Origin of the sequence: Streptomyces pluripotens (assembly GCF_000802245.2) — a bacterium.
Classification (GTDB): domain Bacteria; phylum Actinomycetota; class Actinomycetes; order Streptomycetales; family Streptomycetaceae; genus Streptomyces; species Streptomyces pluripotens.
The window spans coordinates 6,533,899-6,552,039 of sequence record NZ_CP021080.1; the positions used below are offsets into that span (position 1 = coordinate 6,533,899).

Sequence of the window (18,141 nt, forward strand, 5' to 3'; positions counted from 1 at the left end):
TGCTTCGGTGCACCCCGGGACGTGGGGTAGAGTTCTTTCCGCGCAATCACGCGGACCACCGCGAGTGAGCGCACCGGGACGTGGCGCAGCTTGGTAGCGCACTTGACTGGGGGTCAAGGGGTCGCAGGTTCAAATCCTGTCGTCCCGACTGGAGTCTTCTCCGTCGTTGCAGGTCAGGGCCTTGTTTCACTCACGTGAGACAAGGCCCTTGATCGTATCGAGGCGTGACGTCTCACAATTTCTCACAAACTGGGATGATTTTGCCTAGCCGAGCAGCTCGCTCAGCTTGTCCGAGCCTGCCTTGAGACTCTGTGGGTCGGGGTGGACATGGACCCGCTTGGTGAAGGACAGGTCGCTGTGCCCGGCCCAGGCCGAGACCACCGTGTCGGGCACGCCGTTGTTGGCCATCCAGGACAGACAGGCGTGGCGGGCATCGTAGACGCGGACGCGCCGGACGCCGGCCTCCTCCATGAGCTTCTGCGCCTCACGCCGGAGCTTGCCCGTCTTGAAGGGGCGGCCCAGCTCATCGACGACCACGTAGCCTGAGTCCTCGTATGCCTCGCCCGGCAGACACATAAGGACCGGGGCTCCCTGCTCGTATTCACAGTGCGCAAGGCAGTGGGCAGACAAGATCCGGATGGTGGATGTTCGGGCAGCACACAACACTGAGAGAAACGATGTTCCCCGACTTCGTGTAGTACACCCAGCTCACGTCCGCACCTCCCGGCAGCACCGTGAGCACATACTCACGCTTGCTGGCGAGGTCACCGTAGGTTGGCTTCCCATCCTCACTCTGCAACGGCGGGTTGTCCTCGTAGTGCTTGGTCATCCAGTCCACGGCGAGTGACGCGTCAGTCCATGTTCGCTCGACGGAGGCTTGGTTGCGTTTTAGGAGCCAGTGGCCCGACATCATGGGCGGCAAACCAGAGGTGGTGAACGTGGCCACGACTTCGCGGTAGCGCTGGAGTCGCTTCACCGCCTCCTTGTCCTCGTCGTCTCTGGGAGGTGGGGGAGGGTCAGGGTGAGGTGGCCGGCGGTTTCCTTCGCTGTGGTAGACGTCCGGTGGTCCTACCCATGGGCCGAACCCATGGAAGTGTCCTGACCAGCGTTTCATTGGCACCTTTCCGTGAGAAGGTGTTGTCTTTCCGGACGTGATCGGCGCGTTTCCGCTGGTCGGGGATAGGACCGGTGGTTCCGTGGGAGTGGTGGCCTGTCGGGTCGTCGTTCCCCGGGAGGTCGCGGATGCCGTCAGTTGTTGGGCTGCTGGAACAGCACGAGGTCGCCGCTCGGCGTCGAGTCGACGGGCTGCGGGAGGAGGCCGACCGCATCCAGGCCGAGCTGGCCGCGGCCGAGCTGGAATGGCAGGAGTGGGCGATCGCTCGCAGGCGGGTCGATACGGTGCTGGCTCCGGACGACGGTGCCGCCGCCGAGGCGGAAGTCACCGCGGATCCGCGGGATGCGCAGGTGCCGTCGACGCCTGGGGATGCGGCGAAGTCGAAGTCACAGGTGCCGGTGTGGCGCCAGGGGCTGGCCTGGTCGGTGCTGTCGGTGGACTACCAGCGCATCCTCACGGCGCTCGCGGACCGGGCCCGGCTCCATCAAGGCCCTTTGAGCTGCCAGGAGATGGCCGCCGTGTTCGGCATGGACGTGGTGCCGGCGCGGGTGGAGGCCCTACGGTCGAAGGCGAAACGCCTGGTGGCCCGCGGCTGGCTGGCCGAGCAGCAGCCGGGCCGGTTCACCCTCGCGGCAGGCGTGAGCGGGCCAGGCGGCGGGTCATGAGCCCGGTCATCGACCAGTAGACCATCGCCTCCGCGCTGGTGGTGCGGCGCTCGAAGTCGCGCACCAGGCGGCGGCTTCGCATCAGGTGGGCGAAGAGGCGCTCGACGATCCACCGCTTGGGCAGCACCACGAACCCCTTCTGGTCGTCGCTGCGTTTGACGATCGCCAGGACCAGGGCGAACGTGGCCAGGCAGTGCTCGACGAGGCTGCCGGTGTAGCCGCCATCAGCCCAGAGCAGTTCCAGCCGGTGGTGGGCGTCGGCGACCTGCCCGAGCAGCACCTGGGCAGCGGTGCGGTCGCCGACATCCGCGGCGGTGACCATCACGCCCAGCAGCAGGCCGAGGGTGTCGACCACGACATGCCGCTTGCGGCCGTTGACGAGCTTGCCACCGTCGAAGCCCCGGCTGTCCGCGCCGACGACGGCGTCCGCCTTGACGGACTGCGAGTCGATCACCCCGGCCGTCGGCTGCGCGTCCCGCCCCAGCTCCTCGCGGACTCTCGCGCGCAACCGGTCGTGGAACTCCTTGACCAGGGCGTGGTCACGCCAGCGGCGGAAGAATGCGTAGATGCGGTCCCACGGCGGGAAGTCGGCAGGCATCGCCCGCCACTTGATCCCGTTGTCCACGAGATACCGGATCGCATCGAGCATGACCCGGTGGCAATACGCCTCCGGCCGGCCGCCCCGGCCGCGCATCCAGCCCGGCACCGGCAGCAGCGGCAGGACCCTGGCCCACTCCGCGTCCGTCATATCCGACGGATAGCGCGGCTGCCGCGTCCCATTGTCGGCGGCATTTCCAAACCGGTGAGCCAGACAGTCACACTCCCAGGTGACCGCGCTGGACTGCCCGGCCATCGGCACGCAAGACTGCTACACCAGGGCCTCCTGCTGCTCGGTGATTCGACACCAACGAGCTGTTCAGGAGGCCCTGTTCGTATGCACCCAACACCCCGCGACCACCCGATCGGGACTCCCGTTCGACGCGCACCCCTCAAGATCGAAAAGACAACAGCTTCTCACTGACTGGCAACCCCAGGCCGAGCCTCCGGCAGGCTCCTTGGCTTGAGGGTTTGGCCGGTGGCCTGCATCGTGCTGGGAGCGGGGAGGCCGTACGCTCGCCAGCGGATCGGGGAGCACCCCAGCTGCCCGCAAGTGCCCGATGAGGTCGGGACCGCTGCAGGGGGTCAAGGGGTCGCGGGTTCAAATCCTGTCGTCCGACTTGTGAGAGTCGCAGGTCAGGGCCGGTTTCGGAGATGTCCGGAACCGGCTCTTGATCGTTTCTGGGAGTCTGTTGGAGACCGGCAGTCCGGCGTGGTCCCTCAGCCCTCTTCGGGCGTCCGGTCAGCCGCGCTCGACGGCGATCCTCACCTCGCTGCCGGCAGAGGCACGTACCCACACCGTTCCCGCTCTCCCACGGGCGGTGATCGTGCCGGCGTCGACGGTGATCCGCCACCTGCCGGGCGGTACCGACAGCCGGGTCAGCCGGGGGCCGCGTTCTGCCGCGCGGTAGGCCAGCCGGAGCACACCCGAGGCGGCGTCGTACGAGACGGAGCGGACCGCGCCCGCCACGCTCTCCGCGTACGGTTCGGCAGTCAGCTGTTTGTTGGCGCGGAAGGAGCCGGAGCTGTCGACCGCGCAATACCCGCCGCCGTAGCACCAGGTGTAGCCCGCCCAGCCGGAGGCGTAGCGGTTGAGCGAGGCCATCGCGTCGCGGTAGAAGCGGTTCATGTTCGGCAGGGAACTGTCGAGCGGACCCCACTCCCCGACCACCACCGGGACCCGGTACGTGCGCGGGTACTGTGTGACGGCCCGCTCATAGGCCTCGATCCAGCCGGCCCCGGGATCGTAGTCGCCGCCCGCCTCCATGGCCGCGTTGTAGAAGTGTGGCGCGTACACCACCCGGGGGTCGTCGATGCGGCCGAGGCCGGTCGGTACCCCCTCGCCCACGATCGGGGTGGGCTCGACGAACACCCATGCGTCCCGGTCGGCCGAGCGCACCGCGTGCGCCAGCCGGTTGTACATGGAGGTGAGTTGGTCGTGTTCGATCCGGCGTGCGGCGGTCGCCAGGTCCTCCCCCGGGTGCGGCTCACCCATCGGTTCGTTCATCAGGTCGTAGCCGAGCACGGCCGGATGGTGGGCGAAGCGTCCGGCGAGCACCCGCCACATCCGGACCTGGGCACTTCGTAAGTCCCGGTCCTGGTAGAGGTGGGTGAAGGCGCGTTGTACGGCGGGTTCGAAGTACTCGGCGAACCAGTCGTCCGGGTGGGCGGTGAACGGTAGTCCGTCGGTCCTGGTCGCCCACCGAGGTATGCCGCGGTGGCCGAACGCCGGTCCGAAGACGTCCTGGTGGGCGTCGATCACCACCTTGATGCCGTAGCGCTCGGCCCAGTTCAGGATGCGCTCGATCCTGCGCAGGTAGCTCCGGCTGTACCGGCCCGGGCTCGGCTCCAGGTCGTCCCAGAAGACCAGCAGCCGGGCGAAGTCGAATCCCTTGGCGCGCATGTCGCGCAGGTGGCGTTCGGTGATGCCGGTCAGTGCCTCGCTGCCGCGGTGCGTCTTGTCCTCGATGTTCCAGCCATGCAGGGTGAGGACCCGCCCGTGACGGTCGGTGAGCCGGGGCAGTCCCCCTCCGGTCTGCTCGGCAGGGACAGTGGTGGGGGCAAGTAGTGCGGCGACGAGTGCGCTCGCCGCCAGAGTCGCTCGCAGCACGGGATACCTCCGGGCCGACGGTGGACATGGTGCCGCGCATCTCATCAGCGGCCGGTTCACTCCGCAAGGCGTGTGCGGGCCGTTGCGGTCCGCCGCACCGGCCCCGGGGCCCGCCCGTGCGGCAGTGGACCCCGGTAGGACACCGTCGTCAGGCGCGAGTGCCTCAGCCCTTGCTGGAGCCCAGGGTCAGGCCGCTGACGAACTGCCGCTGGAGCAGGAAGTAGACGGCCAGGGTCGGGATCGCGGTGAGCAGGGCGCCGGCGGCGACCAGGTTCGGGTCGGTGAAGTACTGGCCGGAGAGGTTGTTCAAGGCCGAGGTGATCGGCATGTTCTCGCCGGTCGAGATCAGTACCAGGGCCCAGAAGAAGTCGTTGTAGATCCAGATGGACAGCAGGGTCGCCAGGGCCGCCATGGCGGGCTTGCACAGTGGCAGCGTGATCTGCCAGTACAGCCGCCACGCCGAGGCGCCGTCGACCAGTGCGGCCTCCGTCAGTTCGTGCGGTAGTGAGCGCATGTAGTTGCTCAGCACGAATGCGCAGAAGCCGGACTGGAACGCCACGTGGATCAGGACCAGCCCGAGTGCCGAGTCGTAGAGTTTGCCGCTCGCCGTGATGCCAGGCAGGTCCGTGAGCAGGTACAGCCGGTAGAGCGGGGTGATGATGACTTGCTGGGGGAGCAGGTTGCCCGCAGTGAACACCAGGAGCAGCGCGAGGTTGAGGCGGAAGTCGAAACGGCTGACGTAGAAGGCCACCATCGACGACAGGAACAGCGTCAGCAGTACGGCCGGCACCGCAATGACCAGCGTGTTGCCGAAGTAGTGCAGCATGTCCGACTGCTCGAAGGCGTTCGTGAAGTTGTCCAGGCTCAGTCTGTCCGGCCAGGAGACGTACCCCTTGGCGCTGGTCTCGCTGTACGGGCGCAGCGCGGAGAAGACCGCCCACAGCAGCGGTGCGAGCCAGGCCAGGGCCGTACCGGCGAGGAAGACGTGCAGCAGGATCCGGGCGGGGCGGACCGGGGTGCGGCGCTTCACCGGGAGGGAGGTGGTGCTCATGCGCGCCGCTCCTTCCGGAACGTGACGATCAGATACGGGATGATCACCGCGAGGGAGATCACCAGGAGGACCACGGCGATGGCCGATCCGTAACCGATGCGGCTGGACTCTCCGATGATGTTGTTGGTGACCAGGATCGACAGCAACTCGGTTCCCTGGGCGCCCTTGTTGAAGACGAACACCAGGTCGAAGGCGCGCAGGGCCTCGATGATGGTCACGACGAGGACGACCGTGTTGGTCGGGCGCAGGGTGGGGAAGATGACGTTCCTGAACGTCTGCCACTCGTTCGCGCCGTCCAGCGCGGAGGCCTCGCGCAGCGAGGGGTCGACGCTCTTCAGTCCGGCCAGGTAGAGGATCATCATGTAGCCGGTGTGCCGCCAGGACGCGGCGATGAGGACGGCCCACAGGTTGAGTTCCGGGTTGCCGATCCAGTCGATGTAGTGGCCGGGTCGGTTGGCCCCCGTGATGCTGTTGATCAGGCCGGTGTCCGGGTTGTAGATGAGCTGCCAGACGAATCCGATGCATGCCATCGAGATGACCACCGGCAGGAAGAACGCGGTCTGGTAGACCCGACTGAACCGGATCCGCTTGTCCAACTGCACGGCCAGGAACAGACCGAACGGTGTCGGGACCAGGATCAGTACCACGAACCAGATGAGGTTGTGCTGGACGGCCGGCCAGAACTGCGGGTTGTCGGCGAAGAGTTGTCGGAAGTTGTCCAGGCCGACCCACGTGATCGAGTCGAACCCGATGCCGTCCCAGGTGGTGAAGGCGAGGAGGACGGAGGCGAGGGCGGTGACCCACACAAGGGCCAGGTGCAGGATCGTGGGCACCCCCGCCATCACGGCGAGAACGAACCGGTCGCGGCGGGTCAGCAGGCGTTGGTGGCCCCGTGCGCTCCGCTTCCTGTGCAGCGTGGTGCCCGGAGGCGGTGCGGCGCCCGCCTCCGGGGTCTGTGTCGTCCCAGCTGTCCCAGCTGTCCCAGCTGTCCCAGCTGTCCCAGTTGTCGTAGTTGTCGTCTCGGTCGTCATGGGGTCGCTCACGAGGACGCGAAGATGGTCTTCTTCTGGCGCTCGATGGACGACAGCAGGCCGTCCACTCCCTTGGGGTTCTGAACGAACTTCTGCAGTGCGGGCTGCATCACCGTGGAGGTGAAGTCGGGCCGACTGTCGCGGTCCATGAACTGGGTGAGGCTCTTGGCGCCGCTGATCATCGCGTAGGCCTTCTTCTGCAGAGCGGTGTACGAGGAGGTGTCAGCCTTGCTGGAGGCGGCGACCACGCTGGAGTCGGCCTTGAGGTAGATCGCCTCGGCCTGCGGGGTGCCGAGGAAGTCCAGCAGTTTGACGACGCCTGAGTGGTTCTTCGGGCTCTTGCTGACCATGAAGCCGTCGGTCGGCGCTTCCACCGTGTCCTGCCCGTGTGCCGGATCGATCTCCGGGAACGCGAAGAAGTCGAGGTCGTCCAGGTCTGCCGTGCCACTGAACTGCTGCGCCACGAAGGAGCCGAGGAGGTACATGCCCGCCTTCTTCGCCACCAGCGTCTGCGCCGCGTCCTGCCAGGTACGGCCCATCGCACCGTCCTGGTGGTAGGGCAGCAGTTCGCTCCAGTGGTCGAAGACAGCCCTGACCTTGGCGTCGGTCCAGGAGGCCTTGCCAGCCATGAGCTCGACGTGGAAGTCGTAGCCGTTGAGGCGGAAGTTGATCTGGTCGAAGGTGCCCATCGCCGGCCAGGCGTCCTTGTCGCCGAAGGCGATCGGGACCAGACCGTCCTTCTTCATCCGCTTGCACAGGGCGACGAGTTCGTCCCAGGTGGCGGGGACCGTGTAGCCGTGCTGCTGGAAGACGCTCTTGCGGTAGAAGACCGCCCACGGGTAGGTGTACAGGGGCACGAAGTAGTACTTGCCGTCCTCGCCCTTGCTGAGCTTCTTCATCGCGTCGGGGAAGTTGTCCCCGATCTTCGCCCAGACGTCGTCGAGCGGCGTGGCCAGCTTCTTCGCGGCGAAGAACTGCATGCGGTAGCCGGCGAACCAGTTGAACACGTCGTCCGGCGTGCCCTGCAGATACGAGTTGATCTGCTCCTGGAAGGTGTTGTGGTCCTTGGTGTTGACGTCGACTGTGATGCCCGACTTCTTCTTGAAGGCCGCGTAGATCTCGGCGAAGGCCTTCTTCGGCACGGCGTCGGAGGCGTTGGAACCGAGCGTGACGGTGTTCGGATCGGAAGCGGAATTACTCCCTCCGCAGGCGGACAGCAGCGGTATGCCGGCACCGGCCAGCAGGGCGACTCCGCCCGCGCTGCGCAGCAGGGAGCGGCGACTGGGGCTTGGGGTTGGAAGGCCGGCGGGAGAGGGGCGCATGGCGGCTCCTGAGGAATGCGGGGTTCGGTCAAGGGGGTGAGTCGATCACTGAAGGCCTGACGAAACCGATCAGAAAACAACTCGACCAAACATCGTGGGCGTAATGACAGCCCCATGTCCGCTCATACGTCAATAGGGTTGGCCGCGCTGATGGGTCTCTTGCCCGAAACGTAATCGTCGTTGCCACCTGCGCTGTTGAGGGAACGCGGACGGGGTGGCGCGCGGTAGCACGGCGACCGCGCTGGTGTGTGAACGCGCGCGGTTGGGTGCGTTTCGGGGGATGACCAGCACCTAGCGGCCTCCGTCCGTCGGGTGCCGGCGGCGCGGTGGCGCCGGGCTCGGGCGGTCCAGCGGTTGTCCAGGCCGGCCATCGCCGGGACGGAGGGAAGGGTTCGAGAGCCAGGTCGGGTCAGCGGTTCACTGTGAAGGTGCCGTTGTCGGAAGGTGAGGCGTCGGCCAGCGCGAACGATGCGGCCGGGCTGGTCTTCACCCGCCCGGGGTCATGCGGGCCTTCGATGCGCAGGCGGTACCAGTGGCACGGATGAGCGATTCCGGTGGTGTGGTGGACACCGGCGAGCGACGACCGGGGGTGCCGACGGCGCAGCCGGGTAGCCATCGTTCATACTGTATATGGTGTTCATGTACAGTAATGGGAGAGGGGCGGAGGGCGGCCATGCGGGTGGTGTTGTCCAACAGTGCTGGAGTGCCGCTCTACCAGCAGATCAAGGAGCAGATCGGCGCGGCCATCCTGTCGGGGGAACTCGCCGAGGGCAGTGCCCTGCCCTCCGTCCGTGCCCTCGCTCGTGATCTACGGATCAGCGTCCTCACTACCAACCGTGCCTACACCGAGTTGGCTGCCGAGGGGTTCATCGCCACCGTCCCCGGCAAGGGCGCCTACGTCCTGCCGTTGGACTCGGCGCTCGTGCGCGAGCAATTGCTGCGCCAGGTGGAGGAAGGCTTGCAGACCGCCCTGGACGCCGCCCGGCGGGCTGGCCTCGACCGCGAGGATCTCATCCAGGCCCTGGACGGGTTGATGCGGACCGAGCACGGACACGTCTGAGACGAGGGGGCTATCGGTGTCTGGCGATCTTGCGTTCGCCCTGCGGGGCGTGGGCTGCGCGGTGGGTAACGGCTTTGCGTTGCGCGATGTGAGTTTCGAGCTGCCGACCGGCTACGTCATGGGCCTCATTGGCGCGAACGGTGCCGGCAAGACGACGACGATCCGCTGCCTGCTGGGCATGCGCGGGATCGACACCGGTGAGATCGAGTTGCTCGGCCATCGGGTGCCCGGTCCGGTCGCGCTGCGTCAGGAGGTCGGGGTGGTGCTCGACCATGCCTACCTCGTGGGCGACTGGCGGTTGGCCGAGGTCGAACGGACGCTGCGCCCCTTCTACAGCCGCTGGGACGGCGCCCGCTATCGGCAGTTGCTCCAGGACTTCGGCCTGGATCTGCGAGCGAAGGTCAAGGACCTGTCCCGCGGCATGGCGATGAAGCTCATGATCGCCGTGGCACTGTCGCACCGGGCGCGGCTGCTCGTCTTCGACGAACCGACCAGCGGTCTGGACCCCGTCGCCAGGGACGAACTGGTCGGCATCATCGGGGACTTCCTGCTCGACGAGGGGCACAGCGTCCTGTTCTCCACGCACATCACCTCCGACCTGGATCGCGTGGGCGACTATGTGACGCTCATCCATGACGGCCGCATCGTCCGATCCGGTCCCAAGGACGAGATCCTGGCGGCCTACCGGGTCGTGCGGGGCGGGCCGGAGGAATTGAGCGGGCTCGTCGGCGTCGAGCTGATCGGCCTTCGGCGGACGCCGACCGGGGCTGAAGCTCTGGTTCGCACCGAGGAAGCCGGCCTTCTCGGTGGGGGCGTCCTCGCCGAGGCGCCCACCCTTGAGGAGATCGCCGTCCACATCGGCTCGCCGTCGATGAAGCCGCCGGCGAAGCGGAACGGCCGGCACGGGGTGGTCGCATGACCGCCGTCGCCCGTATGGCCGTGCTGCACCTGCGCACCGTGGTGCCGTATCGGACCCAGGGCTTCCTGGTGTTCGGCCTGATGGTCCTGTTGCTCGCTCACAGCCCTGTTCGGCTTGTGCCCGCGCTCGCACTGTTGCTCGCCCCGCTGATCGCCGTCCACCCGTTCGTGGTCGCCGACAAGGCCGGCCTGGAGACGCTCTACGCCGTATTGCCCCTGCCTCGCCGCACGGTCCTGCTCGGGCACTACGCCTGGGCCCTGGCGAGCTTCCTCGCCACTGTCAGCGCAGGAACGGCGCTGGCCGTTCTCCTTGCGTGGGCCGAGGACGCGCCCTTCGCCGGTCGCGCCCTGGTGACGATGCTGACGCTGGCCTGGATGCTGTTCGCCGCCAACATCGCGATCCAACTCCCGTTGCTGATCCGGTTCGGGTACGCCCGCATCAGTGTCCTGGGTACCACTGTGCCACTGGCGTTGGTCATGCTGACCGTGCTTCGGCTGCACCTGACCATGGCGTGGATCCAGGCATGGCTGCCGCTCATCTGGGTGGCAGGCGTGGCCGCGATAGTGACGTCCGCGGCCCTGGCGGCACACGCGCCAAAGCCTCGGCCATAGCCCCGGTCAGGGCGTTTCCCGTGGGCCGGAGCCTCCTCGCCGGGCCCCTGACGGGGCAATTGCTCAGTCCCCGGCCGAGGCTCCAGGGTGCGCACCGGACGCCGCTCTTCGAGGGGCAAGTGTGACCCGCCCCGGTGTCAGAGTGGGCGGACGCACGCCGTGCCGCCGGCTCGGTCGAGCGGCGGCGGGTTGGTGCCATCCGGTGCCATGGGGCGTCGCGTGCGGTGTACTGGGCGGACGGGAACCGTGTCGGCGCGGGTGGTCGCGGGAGGGATGGCCTTTTTGCGTGCGGAGTTCCTCATGACTCGGGTGCGGGGTGGGAGGGCAACGATGTCAATCGTTTTGTGCTTACATTCGGACCTGCTTGTGAAATGATGTCTTAACAAAGTATTGACAGCGGGCCCGTCACGGACTTTGATCCCGTCCCAACGCGACAGCGTTCCGACGCGACAGCGTCCCTTCCCCCGTCGCACAGTGAGGTGCAGGAAAGATGGACCGCTCTTCTCGCTCCCGCTCCCGCAGACTGGCCCCGGCCGTGGCCGCTGCGGCAGCCCTCATCCTCGCCGGCTGCTCAAGCAGCTCCGGCGGCAAGAAGGCCGAGGAGGGAGCGGCGAACGCCTCTGCGGGCAAGGCCGACACCCCCCGCATGACCGTCGCCCTGGTCACCCACCAGGCGCCCGGAGACACGTTCTGGGACACCGTCCGCAAGGGCGCGGAAGCCGCTGCGGCCAAGGACAACATGAAACTCGTCTACGCCAGCGATCCCAACGCCGGCAACCAGGCGAACTTGGTGCAGAACGCGATCGACCAGAAGGTCGACGGCATCGCGGTCACACTGGCCAAGCCCGACGCGATGAAGAGCGTGATCGGCAAGGCTCGGCAATCCGGCATACCCGTGGTCGGACTCAACTCCGGACTGAGTGACTGGAAGAAGCTCGACCTGCTGGAATTCTTCGGGCAGGACGAGAGCGTGGCGGGCGAGGCGTTCGGCAAGAAGCTGAACACCACCGGTGCCAAGAAGGTCGTGTGTGTGATCCAGGAGCAGGGCAACGTGGGCCTCACCCAGCGCTGCGACGGCGTGAAGAAGACGTTCACGGGCACCACCGAGACGCTCTATGTCAACGGCACCGACATGCCGTCCGTGAAAGCGACCATCACGGCGAAGCTGAAGCAGGACACCTCCATCGACACCGTCGTCACACTCGGCGCGCCGTTCGCCCTCACCGCGGTGCAGTCGGTGGCTGACGCCGGTAGCAAGGCCCAGGTCGCCACCTTCGACCTCAACAAGGAACTGGTCAAGGCCGTCCGGAACGGCACCATCGAGTTCGCCGTCGACCAGCAGCCGTACCTGCAGGGCTACCTCGCGGTCGATTCCCTGTGGCTCTACAAGAACAACGGCAACTACAGCGGTGGCGGCGAGCAGCCGGTGCTGACCGGCCCGGCCTTCGTGGACAAGTCCAACATCGACCGGATCGCCGCCTTCGCCGCGAAGGGCACCCGGTGATGAGGATGGCGCAGCAGGCTGAGCCGGCGGCTGGCGCACCGCCGGCTTCCGGCCCTGGGGTGGCCGACGGCCGGACCACCCGGCGCCCGTTGGCGCTCCGGCTGCTGGCCCGCCCCGAAGTGGGCGTCTTCCTCGGCGCCGCGGCCGTACTGGTCTTCTTCCTGATCGTCGCGCCCTCGGTCCGCGAGGGCGGGTCGATGGCCACGGTCCTGTACCAGTCGTCGACCATCGGCATCATGGCCCTCCCCGTGGCCCTGCTGATGATCGGCGGTGAGTTCGACCTCTCCGCCGGTGTGGCGGTGATCACGTCCGCACTCACCGCGAGCATGCTCAGCTACCAGCTCACGCTGAACGTGTGGGTCGGTGTGATCGCCGCTCTGATCGTCTCCCTCGCGATCGGCGCCTTCAACGGTTGGATGGTGGTGAAGACCGGACTGCCCAGCTTCCTGGTCACTCTCGGCACCTTCCTGATCCTGCAGGGCGCCAACCTCGCCGTCACCAAGCTGGTCACCGGCAACGTCGCCACCGACGACATCAGTGACATGGACGGCTTCGACCAGGCCAAGAAGGTCTTCGCCTCTTCCGTCGGTGTCGGCGGCGTCCAGGTGAAGATCACCGTGTTCTACTGGCTGGCCTTCGCGGCCCTCGCCACCTGGGTGCTGTTGCGCACCAAGTATGGCAACTGGGTGTTCGCCGTCGGCGGCAGCAAGGAGTCCGCGCGGGCCGTCGGTGTGCCGGTGACCTTCACGAAGATCTCACTGTTCATGTTGGTCGGCCTCGGCGCCTGGTTCGTCGGCATGCACGAGCTGTTCTCCTTCAACACCGTCCAGTCGGGCGAGGGCGTCGGCCCGGAGCTCATCTACATCTCCGCGGCCGTCATCGGCGGCTGCCTGCTCACCGGCGGCTACGGCTCGGCGATCGGCCCCGTTTTCGGCGCCTTCATGTTCGGCATGGTCAACCAGGGCATCGTCTTCGCCGGTTGGAACCCCGACTGGTTCAAGGCATTCCTCGGCGTGATGCTCCTCGGCGCCGTCCTGATCAATCTGTGGGTCCAGCGCACGGCCACCCGGAGGTAACCGATGACCGACAACGGAACCGCACCCCACGGCGCCGTCCTCGGTGGCACCGCGCCCCCGGACGGACCGCTGGTGGAACTGCGGGGCGCGGGCAAGTCCTACGGAAACATCCGCGCCCTGCACGGTGTCGACCTCCAAGTCCGCCCCGGACGAGTCACCTGCGTCCTCGGCGACAACGGGGCCGGCAAGTCCACCCTCATCAAGATCATCTCAGGGCTGCACCAGCACACCGAGGGCGAATTCCTCGTGGACGGGCGGCCCGTGCGCTTCGGCACCCCGCGCGAGGCCCTCGACCTCGGTATCGCCGCCGTCTACCAGGACCTGGCGACCGTCCCGTTGATGCCGGTGTGGCGGAACTTCTTCCTTGGTTCCGAACTGACGGTGGGCCCCTGGCCGATCCGCCGCCTGGACATCGCCCGCATGAAAGAGACCGCCGATCGGGAATTGCGCCACATGGGCATCGTCCTGGACGATCTGGAGCAGCCCATCGGCACGCTTTCCGGCGGCCAGCGTCAGTGTGTGGCGATCGCCCGCGCCGTCCATTTCGGCGCCCGTGTCCTCATCCTGGACGAGCCGACCGCGGCCCTGGGCGTCAAGCAGTCCGGCGTCGTGCTGAAGTACATCGCCGCCGCCCGTGACCGGGGGCTGGGCGTCGTCTTCATCACCCACAACCCTCACCACGCCTACATGGTCGGCGACCATTTCAGCGTCCTGCGTCTCGGAACCCTAGAGCTGTCCGCGGACCGCAGTGAGATCGGCCTGGAAGAGCTCACCCACCACATGGCTGGCGGCACCGAACTCGCCGCGCTCAAGCACGAGCTGGCGCAGGTGCGCGGCGTTGATGTCGAGGAAATGCCCGAGAAGGAAGACCTCAGCGCGCCCGTGGCGAACTCATCCGAAGGGAACTCCTGACCATGCCCCACGCCCTCGACCACATCCGGGTCGGCTCGGCCCCCGACTCCTGGGGCGTCTGGTTCCCCGACGACCCGCGGCAGGTTCCCTGGGAGCGCTTCCTCGACGAGGTCGCCGAAGCAGGCTACGACTGGATCGAACTCGGTCCCTACGGCTACCTTCCCACCGACCCGGCGCGGCTGGCCGATGAGGTGGCCCGGCGCAGTCTGAAGGTTTCGGCGGGCACGGTCTTCACCGGTATGCACCGCGGCCCGTCCGTCTGGGAGGCCACCTGGGAGCATGTCGGCCAGGTGGCCGCGCTCACCCAGGCCATGGGCGCCAGGCACCTCGTGGTGATCCCCTCCTTCTGGCGCGACGACAAGACCGCCCAAATTTTGGAGCCGCCGGAGCTGACCGCCGAGCAGTGGGGGCACTTGGCCCAGGGCATGGAACGGCTCGGCCACGAGGTCAAGGAGACCTACGACCTGGACATCGTGGTCCACCCGCACGCCGACACCCACATCGACACCGAGGAGCACGTCGAACGCTTCCTGGACTCCACCGACGCCGAGTTGGTCAGCCTGTGCCTGGACACGGGCCACTACGCCTACTGCGGCGGCGACAGCGTCAAGTTGATCGAGACCTACGGCGAACGCCTCGGCTACCTGCACCTCAAGCAGGTCGACCCGGAGATCCTGGCGGACGTCCGCGCGCACGAGGTGCCCTTCGGCCCGGCCGTAGCACGTGGGGTGATGTGCGAACCGCCCTCCGGCGTACCGGAGCTGGGACCGGTCCTGGAGGCGGCGCAGAAGCTGGGCGTGGAACTGTTCGCCATCGTCGAGCAGGACATGTACCCCTGTGAGCCGGACCGGCCGCTGCCGATCGCGGTGCGTACCCGCCGGTTCCTGCGGTCCTGCGGAGCTTGAGGTCCCGTGGAGCTTGAGGTCCCGTAGCGGTCCCGTGGGTTGCTGTGTTCCCGTGGGTTGCCGTGCACCCGCGGGTCCGCGGGAGCCCCTGTCTGCTCCATCGCCTCGGGTTCCTGCTGTACCCCAGGGGATTCGGCCCGCAGGCCGCGGGGAACCAAACGGGGGCACGCGGGCGTTGAGGACGATGACGGGGGACGCCCGCGCCGACGGGAGGACGAGATGGCACACCGCACACAGCCCGGCGAGACACCCGGCGAAGCGGCCGGCGGGGCAGACCCGCACCATGATCGCTTCAGCGCGCTGCCCGAACGGATACGCCCGGAGGATATGGTGGAGTGCAGACCGGCGACGCTGCCGGACCCGGCACGGGACACCTACAATCCCGACGAGTGGCTGATCCGGTACTGCGGCTGAGGGTCTGCCGGCACACGCGGTTCGCGGACGGCGCCGGCCGTGCCTCCACCCAACCTGTGGGTCCCGCCTTCAGCCACGGGCGCGACCGGATCCCGTCCGACCCGAAGACCGAGCGGCGCTACCTCGGATGGGTCCCTCGTGGGTGTGGCGCACCGGCAGCGGGCTCTTCGCCTCCGGCCGCCCCCGGCCGAGGCCGGCACACGGCCCGGGACGAGTTTCGTGGCTGCCCGGTGTGGCCGAGGTCGCTTGGGCGCGCCCAGCTCGACCCGGGCCGTGCCCCCGCTGTCACGCTCCCTTCACTTCGGCGAGGGTCACCGGCCGGTGCTCGTGCAGGGAAAGGGTGCAGGCCTCGGCGATCCAGCCGGCTTCCAAAGCTTCCTCGATCGTGCAGGGGGAGGGACGGATGCCGGACACCACCTCGGTGAAGGCCGCGAGTTCGGCGCGGTAGGCCTCGGTGAACCGGTCCATGAAGAAGCCGTGCGGGGTACCAGAGGGGAAGGCCACACCGGGCTCGGCCGAGCGCAGCGGCACCTTGTCGTCCAAGCCCACGGCGAGGGAGTCCGCGAAGCCGTGGAGTTCCATGCGGACGTCGTAGCCGCGTGCGTTGTGACGGGAGTTGGAGACCACCGCGATGGTGCCGTCGTCCAAGGTGAGGAGCGCGCCGGCGGTGTCGCAGTCCCCCGCCGCCGCGATGTAGTCGGCGCCCCGGTTGCCGCCCACCGCGTACACCTCGGCGACCTCACGGCCCGTCACCCAGCGGATGACGTCGAAGTCGTGCACGGAGCAGTCGCGGAAGATCCCGCCGGACGCGGCGATGTACGCGGCCGGTGGCGGCGCCGGGTCCAGGGTCGTGGAGCGGACCGTGTGCAGCTTGCCCAGCTCACCGGACCGGACCGCGGCGCGCGCGGCGGCGAAGCCCGCGTCGAAGCGGCGGTTGTAGCCGATCTGGATCGGGACACCGCTTTCCCGTACGGCCCTCAACACCTCGACGCCCTCCGCCATGGTGCGGGCCACCGGCTTCTCACAGAAGACCGGCACCCCGGCTGAGACTCCGGCGAGGAGCAGCGCCGGGTGGGCGTCGGTGGCCGCCGCGACGACGATGCCGTCGACACCGGCCGCCAGCACTGTCTCCGGGGAGTCCGCGACCTCGGCCCCGAACCGTTCGGCGGCGGCCTTGGCAGCGTCCGTGAACGGATCGGAGACGACGAGCGACTCGACGGCGTCCAGTCCGGAGAGGGTTTCGGCGTGGAAGGCGCCGATGCGGCCGAGGCCGAGGATACCGATGCGCATGGTGGTGCAACTCCTCAGGTGCGGTGGTACGGGTGCGGTGGTACCGGAGGGGGAAGCGAGCCAGGCACGGGCGCCCGTACGTTCTGGTCCCAGTCGATCACTGGGCCGATGACCACGCGGACCGGTCGGACAGCAGGAAGACCATGGAGTCCGCGATTTCGTCCGGCTGGCCGAGCTTGGCCAGCAGCCGCTCGCCCGTGTGTGCCGGGGCGTGCTGCGCCACCCCGGCGCCCTGCGGGTGGCGCGCGAGGTACGTGGTGCGTGCGACCAGGGGGCGCACGGCTGCGAGAGCGCGCCCCTGCCCGGACGAACCGGTGCGGTGGGGAACGGCGGCCGGGGACATCGGCGTCCTGCTTTCGGTCACGGGAGCGATGCGACCCTGTCATTCTTGTCAGTACAAACCCGTCGAACAACCAGCAGCCACCCATCAAAAACCCGTCAAGGAGCCGGTCCATGGGCCATCCGTTCCCCATCCGGGAAATCGCACGTCAGGCAGGACTCAGCGAAGCCACTGTGGACCGCGTGCTGAACGGCAGGGGAGGAGTGCGGGAGAGCACCGCGCGGGAGGTGCACCGGGCCATCGCGGACCTCGATCGGCAGCGCACCCAGGTCCGGCTGGTCGGCCGTACCTTCATGGTCGACATCGTGGTGCAGGCGCCCGAGCGGTTCAGCACCGCCGTACGCGCCGCGCTGGAGGCTGAACTGCCCGCGCTGCACCCGGCGGTGGTCCGCTCGCGGTTCCACTTCAGCGAGGGCGGACCGGTCCGGGAACAGGTCAGGACCTTGGACCGGATCGCCCGGCGCGGCTCGCAGGGGGTGGTCCTCAAAGCGCCGGACGTTCCGGAGGTCACCGCGGCCGTCGGCCGGCTCACCGCCGCCGGTATTCCGGTCGTCACCCTCGTCACCGACCTGCCCGCCAGTGCGCGGCTGGCCTATGTCGGCATCGACAACCGGGCCGCCGGCGCCACTGCCGCCTACCTGACGGGTCAGTGGCTGGGAGACCGGCCCGGCAACGTCCTCACCAGCCTCAGCAGTGGCTTCTTCCGCAACGAGGAGGAGCGCGAGATGGGCTTCCGCGGTGTCATGCGGGCCCGGCAGCCGGAACGGACGCTCGTGGAGATCGCGGAGGGGCAGGGTCTGGACACCACGCAGTACGATCTCGTCCGTGCCGCCCTGGAACGCGACCCGGAGATCCGGGCCGTGTACTGCATCGGCGGCGGCAACGACGCCACCCTGCGGGCTTTTGCCGCCCTCGGCCGCGAGTGCGTGGTGTTCATCGCCCACGATCTCGACCAGGACAACACGCGCCTGTTGCGCGCGCACCGGTTGTCCGCAGTGCTCCACCACGACCTGCGCCGGGACATGAGGGAGGCCTGCCACCTCGTGATGCGCGCGCACGGTGCGCTGCCCCCGGCCGGGCCGGTACCGCCGTCCGTGATCCAGGTCGTCACGCCGTACAACATGCCCGCGTGGGCGGCCCGGTGAAGCCGACCGACGCCGAGCGAAGCCGACCGACGCCGAGCGGGGCTGAGCGAAGCCGAATCGAGGCGCGTGATGACG

The 18,141-nt window shown here is 68.0% G+C and carries 20 protein-coding genes and 1 tRNA gene; 11 read left to right on the forward strand and 10 right to left on the reverse strand.

What is annotated here, in order from left to right; translation table 11 throughout:
* Positions 1-74: 74 nt before the first annotated feature.
* Positions 75-148: transfer RNA gene (locus LK06_RS28960), tRNA-Pro, on the forward strand.
* A 116-nt stretch (positions 149-264) separates the two neighbouring features.
* On the opposite strand, the gene LK06_RS28965 is transcribed toward LK06_RS28960, so the two are convergent.
* Complete coding sequence (locus LK06_RS28965; RefSeq protein WP_039657415.1) at positions 265-576, reverse strand: tyrosine-type recombinase/integrase; 312 nt, start codon at positions 574-576, stop codon at positions 265-267.
* A 25-nt stretch (positions 577-601) separates the two neighbouring features.
* Entirely contained in the window at positions 602-976 is a 375-nt protein-coding gene (locus LK06_RS28970; RefSeq protein ID WP_234367534.1) for a hypothetical protein, read from the reverse strand.
* A 266-nt stretch (positions 977-1,242) separates the two neighbouring features.
* Between LK06_RS28970 and LK06_RS28975 the strand changes: the two genes are divergently transcribed.
* The gene (locus LK06_RS28975; RefSeq protein ID WP_086083062.1) at positions 1,243-1,779 is read left to right on the forward strand and encodes a hypothetical protein; all 537 of its coding nucleotides are present in this window, start codon (positions 1,243-1,245) and stop codon (positions 1,777-1,779) included.
* On the opposite strand, the gene LK06_RS28980 is transcribed toward LK06_RS28975, so the two are convergent.
* The 6 genes from LK06_RS28980 to LK06_RS29005 form a co-directional block, all read right to left on the reverse strand.
* Positions 1,736-2,527 carry an IS5 family transposase gene (locus LK06_RS28980; RefSeq protein ID WP_086083551.1) on the reverse strand — a complete coding sequence of 264 codons (792 nt, stop codon included), beginning with the start codon at positions 2,525-2,527 and terminating at the stop codon, positions 1,736-1,738. The two genes, LK06_RS28975 and LK06_RS28980, sit on opposite strands and share 44 nt — an antisense overlap.
* 591 nt (positions 2,528-3,118) lie before the next feature.
* Positions 3,119-4,486 (reverse strand): cellulase family glycosylhydrolase, encoded by a 1,368-nt coding sequence (locus LK06_RS28985; RefSeq protein WP_039648620.1) that lies wholly within the window; start codon positions 4,484-4,486, stop codon positions 3,119-3,121.
* Positions 4,487-4,649: 163 nt separating this feature from the next.
* Positions 4,650-5,537, reverse strand: coding sequence for a carbohydrate ABC transporter permease (locus LK06_RS28990; protein WP_039648622.1), 888 nt, complete (start codon positions 5,535-5,537; stop codon positions 4,650-4,652).
* Complete coding sequence (locus LK06_RS28995) at positions 5,534-6,568, reverse strand: carbohydrate ABC transporter permease (RefSeq protein ID WP_234367535.1); 1,035 nt, start codon at positions 6,566-6,568, stop codon at positions 5,534-5,536. Before LK06_RS28995 ends, LK06_RS28990 begins: the two co-directional genes overlap by 4 nt.
* Positions 6,569-6,576: 8 nt before the next feature.
* Complete coding sequence (locus LK06_RS29000; RefSeq protein ID WP_039648624.1) at positions 6,577-7,890, reverse strand: ABC transporter substrate-binding protein; 1,314 nt, start codon at positions 7,888-7,890, stop codon at positions 6,577-6,579.
* Positions 7,891-8,299: 409 nt separating this feature from the next.
* Complete coding sequence (locus tag LK06_RS29005; protein ID WP_039648625.1) at positions 8,300-8,506, reverse strand: hypothetical protein; 207 nt, start codon at positions 8,504-8,506, stop codon at positions 8,300-8,302.
* A gap of 57 nt (positions 8,507-8,563) precedes the next feature.
* On the opposite strand from LK06_RS29005, the gene LK06_RS29010 reads away from it, so the two are divergent.
* The 8 genes from LK06_RS29010 (at position 8,564) to LK06_RS29045 (ending at position 15,291) form a co-directional block, all read left to right on the forward strand.
* Positions 8,564-8,950: a GntR family transcriptional regulator gene (locus tag LK06_RS29010; protein WP_039648627.1), complete on the forward strand. Its 387-nt coding sequence runs from the start codon at positions 8,564-8,566 to the stop codon at positions 8,948-8,950.
* A gap of 16 nt (positions 8,951-8,966) precedes the next feature.
* A complete protein-coding gene (locus LK06_RS29015; protein ID WP_159025065.1) occupies positions 8,967-9,869 on the forward strand; it encodes an ABC transporter ATP-binding protein in 903 nt (300 codons plus the stop codon).
* Positions 9,866-10,480 (forward strand): ABC-2 transporter permease, encoded by a 615-nt coding sequence (locus LK06_RS29020; RefSeq protein WP_039648628.1) that lies wholly within the window; start codon positions 9,866-9,868, stop codon positions 10,478-10,480. The genes LK06_RS29015 and LK06_RS29020 overlap by 4 nt, the downstream gene beginning before the upstream one ends.
* 490 nt (positions 10,481-10,970) lie before the next feature.
* Entirely contained in the window at positions 10,971-11,984 is a 1,014-nt protein-coding gene (locus LK06_RS29025; protein WP_039648629.1) for a sugar ABC transporter substrate-binding protein, read from the forward strand.
* Entirely contained in the window at positions 11,984-13,060 is a 1,077-nt protein-coding gene (locus LK06_RS29030; protein WP_039648630.1) for an ABC transporter permease, read from the forward strand. The genes LK06_RS29025 and LK06_RS29030 overlap by 1 nt, the downstream gene beginning before the upstream one ends.
* A gap of 3 nt (positions 13,061-13,063) precedes the next feature.
* Entirely contained in the window at positions 13,064-13,972 is a 909-nt protein-coding gene (locus tag LK06_RS29035; protein WP_039648631.1) for an ATP-binding cassette domain-containing protein, read from the forward strand.
* A 2-nt stretch (positions 13,973-13,974) separates the two neighbouring features.
* Complete coding sequence (locus LK06_RS29040; protein ID WP_039648634.1) at positions 13,975-14,877, forward strand: sugar phosphate isomerase/epimerase family protein; 903 nt, start codon at positions 13,975-13,977, stop codon at positions 14,875-14,877.
* Positions 14,878-15,096: 219 nt separating this feature from the next.
* Positions 15,097-15,291, forward strand: a complete 195-nt coding sequence (locus LK06_RS29045; RefSeq protein WP_039648636.1) for a hypothetical protein — start codon at positions 15,097-15,099, stop codon at positions 15,289-15,291.
* A 285-nt stretch (positions 15,292-15,576) separates the two neighbouring features.
* Here the strand turns inward: LK06_RS29045 and LK06_RS29050 are convergent, their stop codons facing one another.
* Both LK06_RS29050 and LK06_RS34650 read right to left on the reverse strand, forming a co-directional pair.
* Positions 15,577-16,581, reverse strand: coding sequence for a Gfo/Idh/MocA family protein (locus LK06_RS29050; RefSeq protein WP_039648638.1), 1,005 nt, complete (start codon positions 16,579-16,581; stop codon positions 15,577-15,579).
* Between the two features lie 97 nt (positions 16,582-16,678).
* Positions 16,679-16,945: a hypothetical protein gene (locus LK06_RS34650; RefSeq protein ID WP_159025066.1), complete on the reverse strand. Its 267-nt coding sequence runs from the start codon at positions 16,943-16,945 to the stop codon at positions 16,679-16,681.
* Between the two features lie 89 nt (positions 16,946-17,034).
* On the opposite strand from LK06_RS34650, the gene LK06_RS29060 reads away from it, so the two are divergent.
* Positions 17,035-18,066, forward strand: coding sequence for a LacI family DNA-binding transcriptional regulator (locus LK06_RS29060; protein WP_039648640.1), 1,032 nt, complete (start codon positions 17,035-17,037; stop codon positions 18,064-18,066).
* Positions 18,067-18,141: the final 75 nt, after the last annotated feature.

Coding starts and splice junctions, on each gene's coding strand:
- LK06_RS29030 (WP_039648630.1), top strand. CDS start 11,984: ATGAGGATGGCGCAGCAGGCTGAGCCGGCGGCTGGCGCACCGCCGGCT.
- LK06_RS29000 (WP_039648624.1), bottom strand. CDS start 7,890: ATGCGCCCCTCTCCCGCCGGCCTTCCAACCCCAAGCCCCAGTCGCCGC.
- LK06_RS29025 (WP_039648629.1), top strand. CDS start 10,971: ATGGACCGCTCTTCTCGCTCCCGCTCCCGCAGACTGGCCCCGGCCGTG.
- LK06_RS28980 (WP_086083551.1), bottom strand. CDS start 2,527: ATGACGGACGCGGAGTGGGCCAGGGTCCTGCCGCTGCTGCCGGTGCCG.
- LK06_RS29040 (WP_039648634.1), top strand. CDS start 13,975: ATGCCCCACGCCCTCGACCACATCCGGGTCGGCTCGGCCCCCGACTCC.
- LK06_RS29010 (WP_039648627.1), top strand. CDS start 8,564: ATGCGGGTGGTGTTGTCCAACAGTGCTGGAGTGCCGCTCTACCAGCAG.
- LK06_RS29005 (WP_039648625.1), bottom strand. CDS start 8,506: ATGGCTACCCGGCTGCGCCGTCGGCACCCCCGGTCGTCGCTCGCCGGT.
- LK06_RS28975 (WP_086083062.1), top strand. CDS start 1,243: ATGCCGTCAGTTGTTGGGCTGCTGGAACAGCACGAGGTCGCCGCTCGG.
- LK06_RS29050 (WP_039648638.1), bottom strand. CDS start 16,581: ATGCGCATCGGTATCCTCGGCCTCGGCCGCATCGGCGCCTTCCACGCC.
- LK06_RS28990 (WP_039648622.1), bottom strand. CDS start 5,537: ATGAGCACCACCTCCCTCCCGGTGAAGCGCCGCACCCCGGTCCGCCCC.
- LK06_RS28995 (WP_234367535.1), bottom strand. CDS start 6,568: ATGACGACCGAGACGACAACTACGACAACTGGGACAGCTGGGACAGCT.
- LK06_RS29020 (WP_039648628.1), top strand. CDS start 9,866: ATGACCGCCGTCGCCCGTATGGCCGTGCTGCACCTGCGCACCGTGGTG.
- LK06_RS29060 (WP_039648640.1), top strand. CDS start 17,035: ATGGGCCATCCGTTCCCCATCCGGGAAATCGCACGTCAGGCAGGACTC.
- LK06_RS29035 (WP_039648631.1), top strand. CDS start 13,064: ATGACCGACAACGGAACCGCACCCCACGGCGCCGTCCTCGGTGGCACC.
- LK06_RS28965 (WP_039657415.1), bottom strand. CDS start 576: ATGTGTCTGCCGGGCGAGGCATACGAGGACTCAGGCTACGTGGTCGTC.
- LK06_RS29045 (WP_039648636.1), top strand. CDS start 15,097: ATGGCACACCGCACACAGCCCGGCGAGACACCCGGCGAAGCGGCCGGC.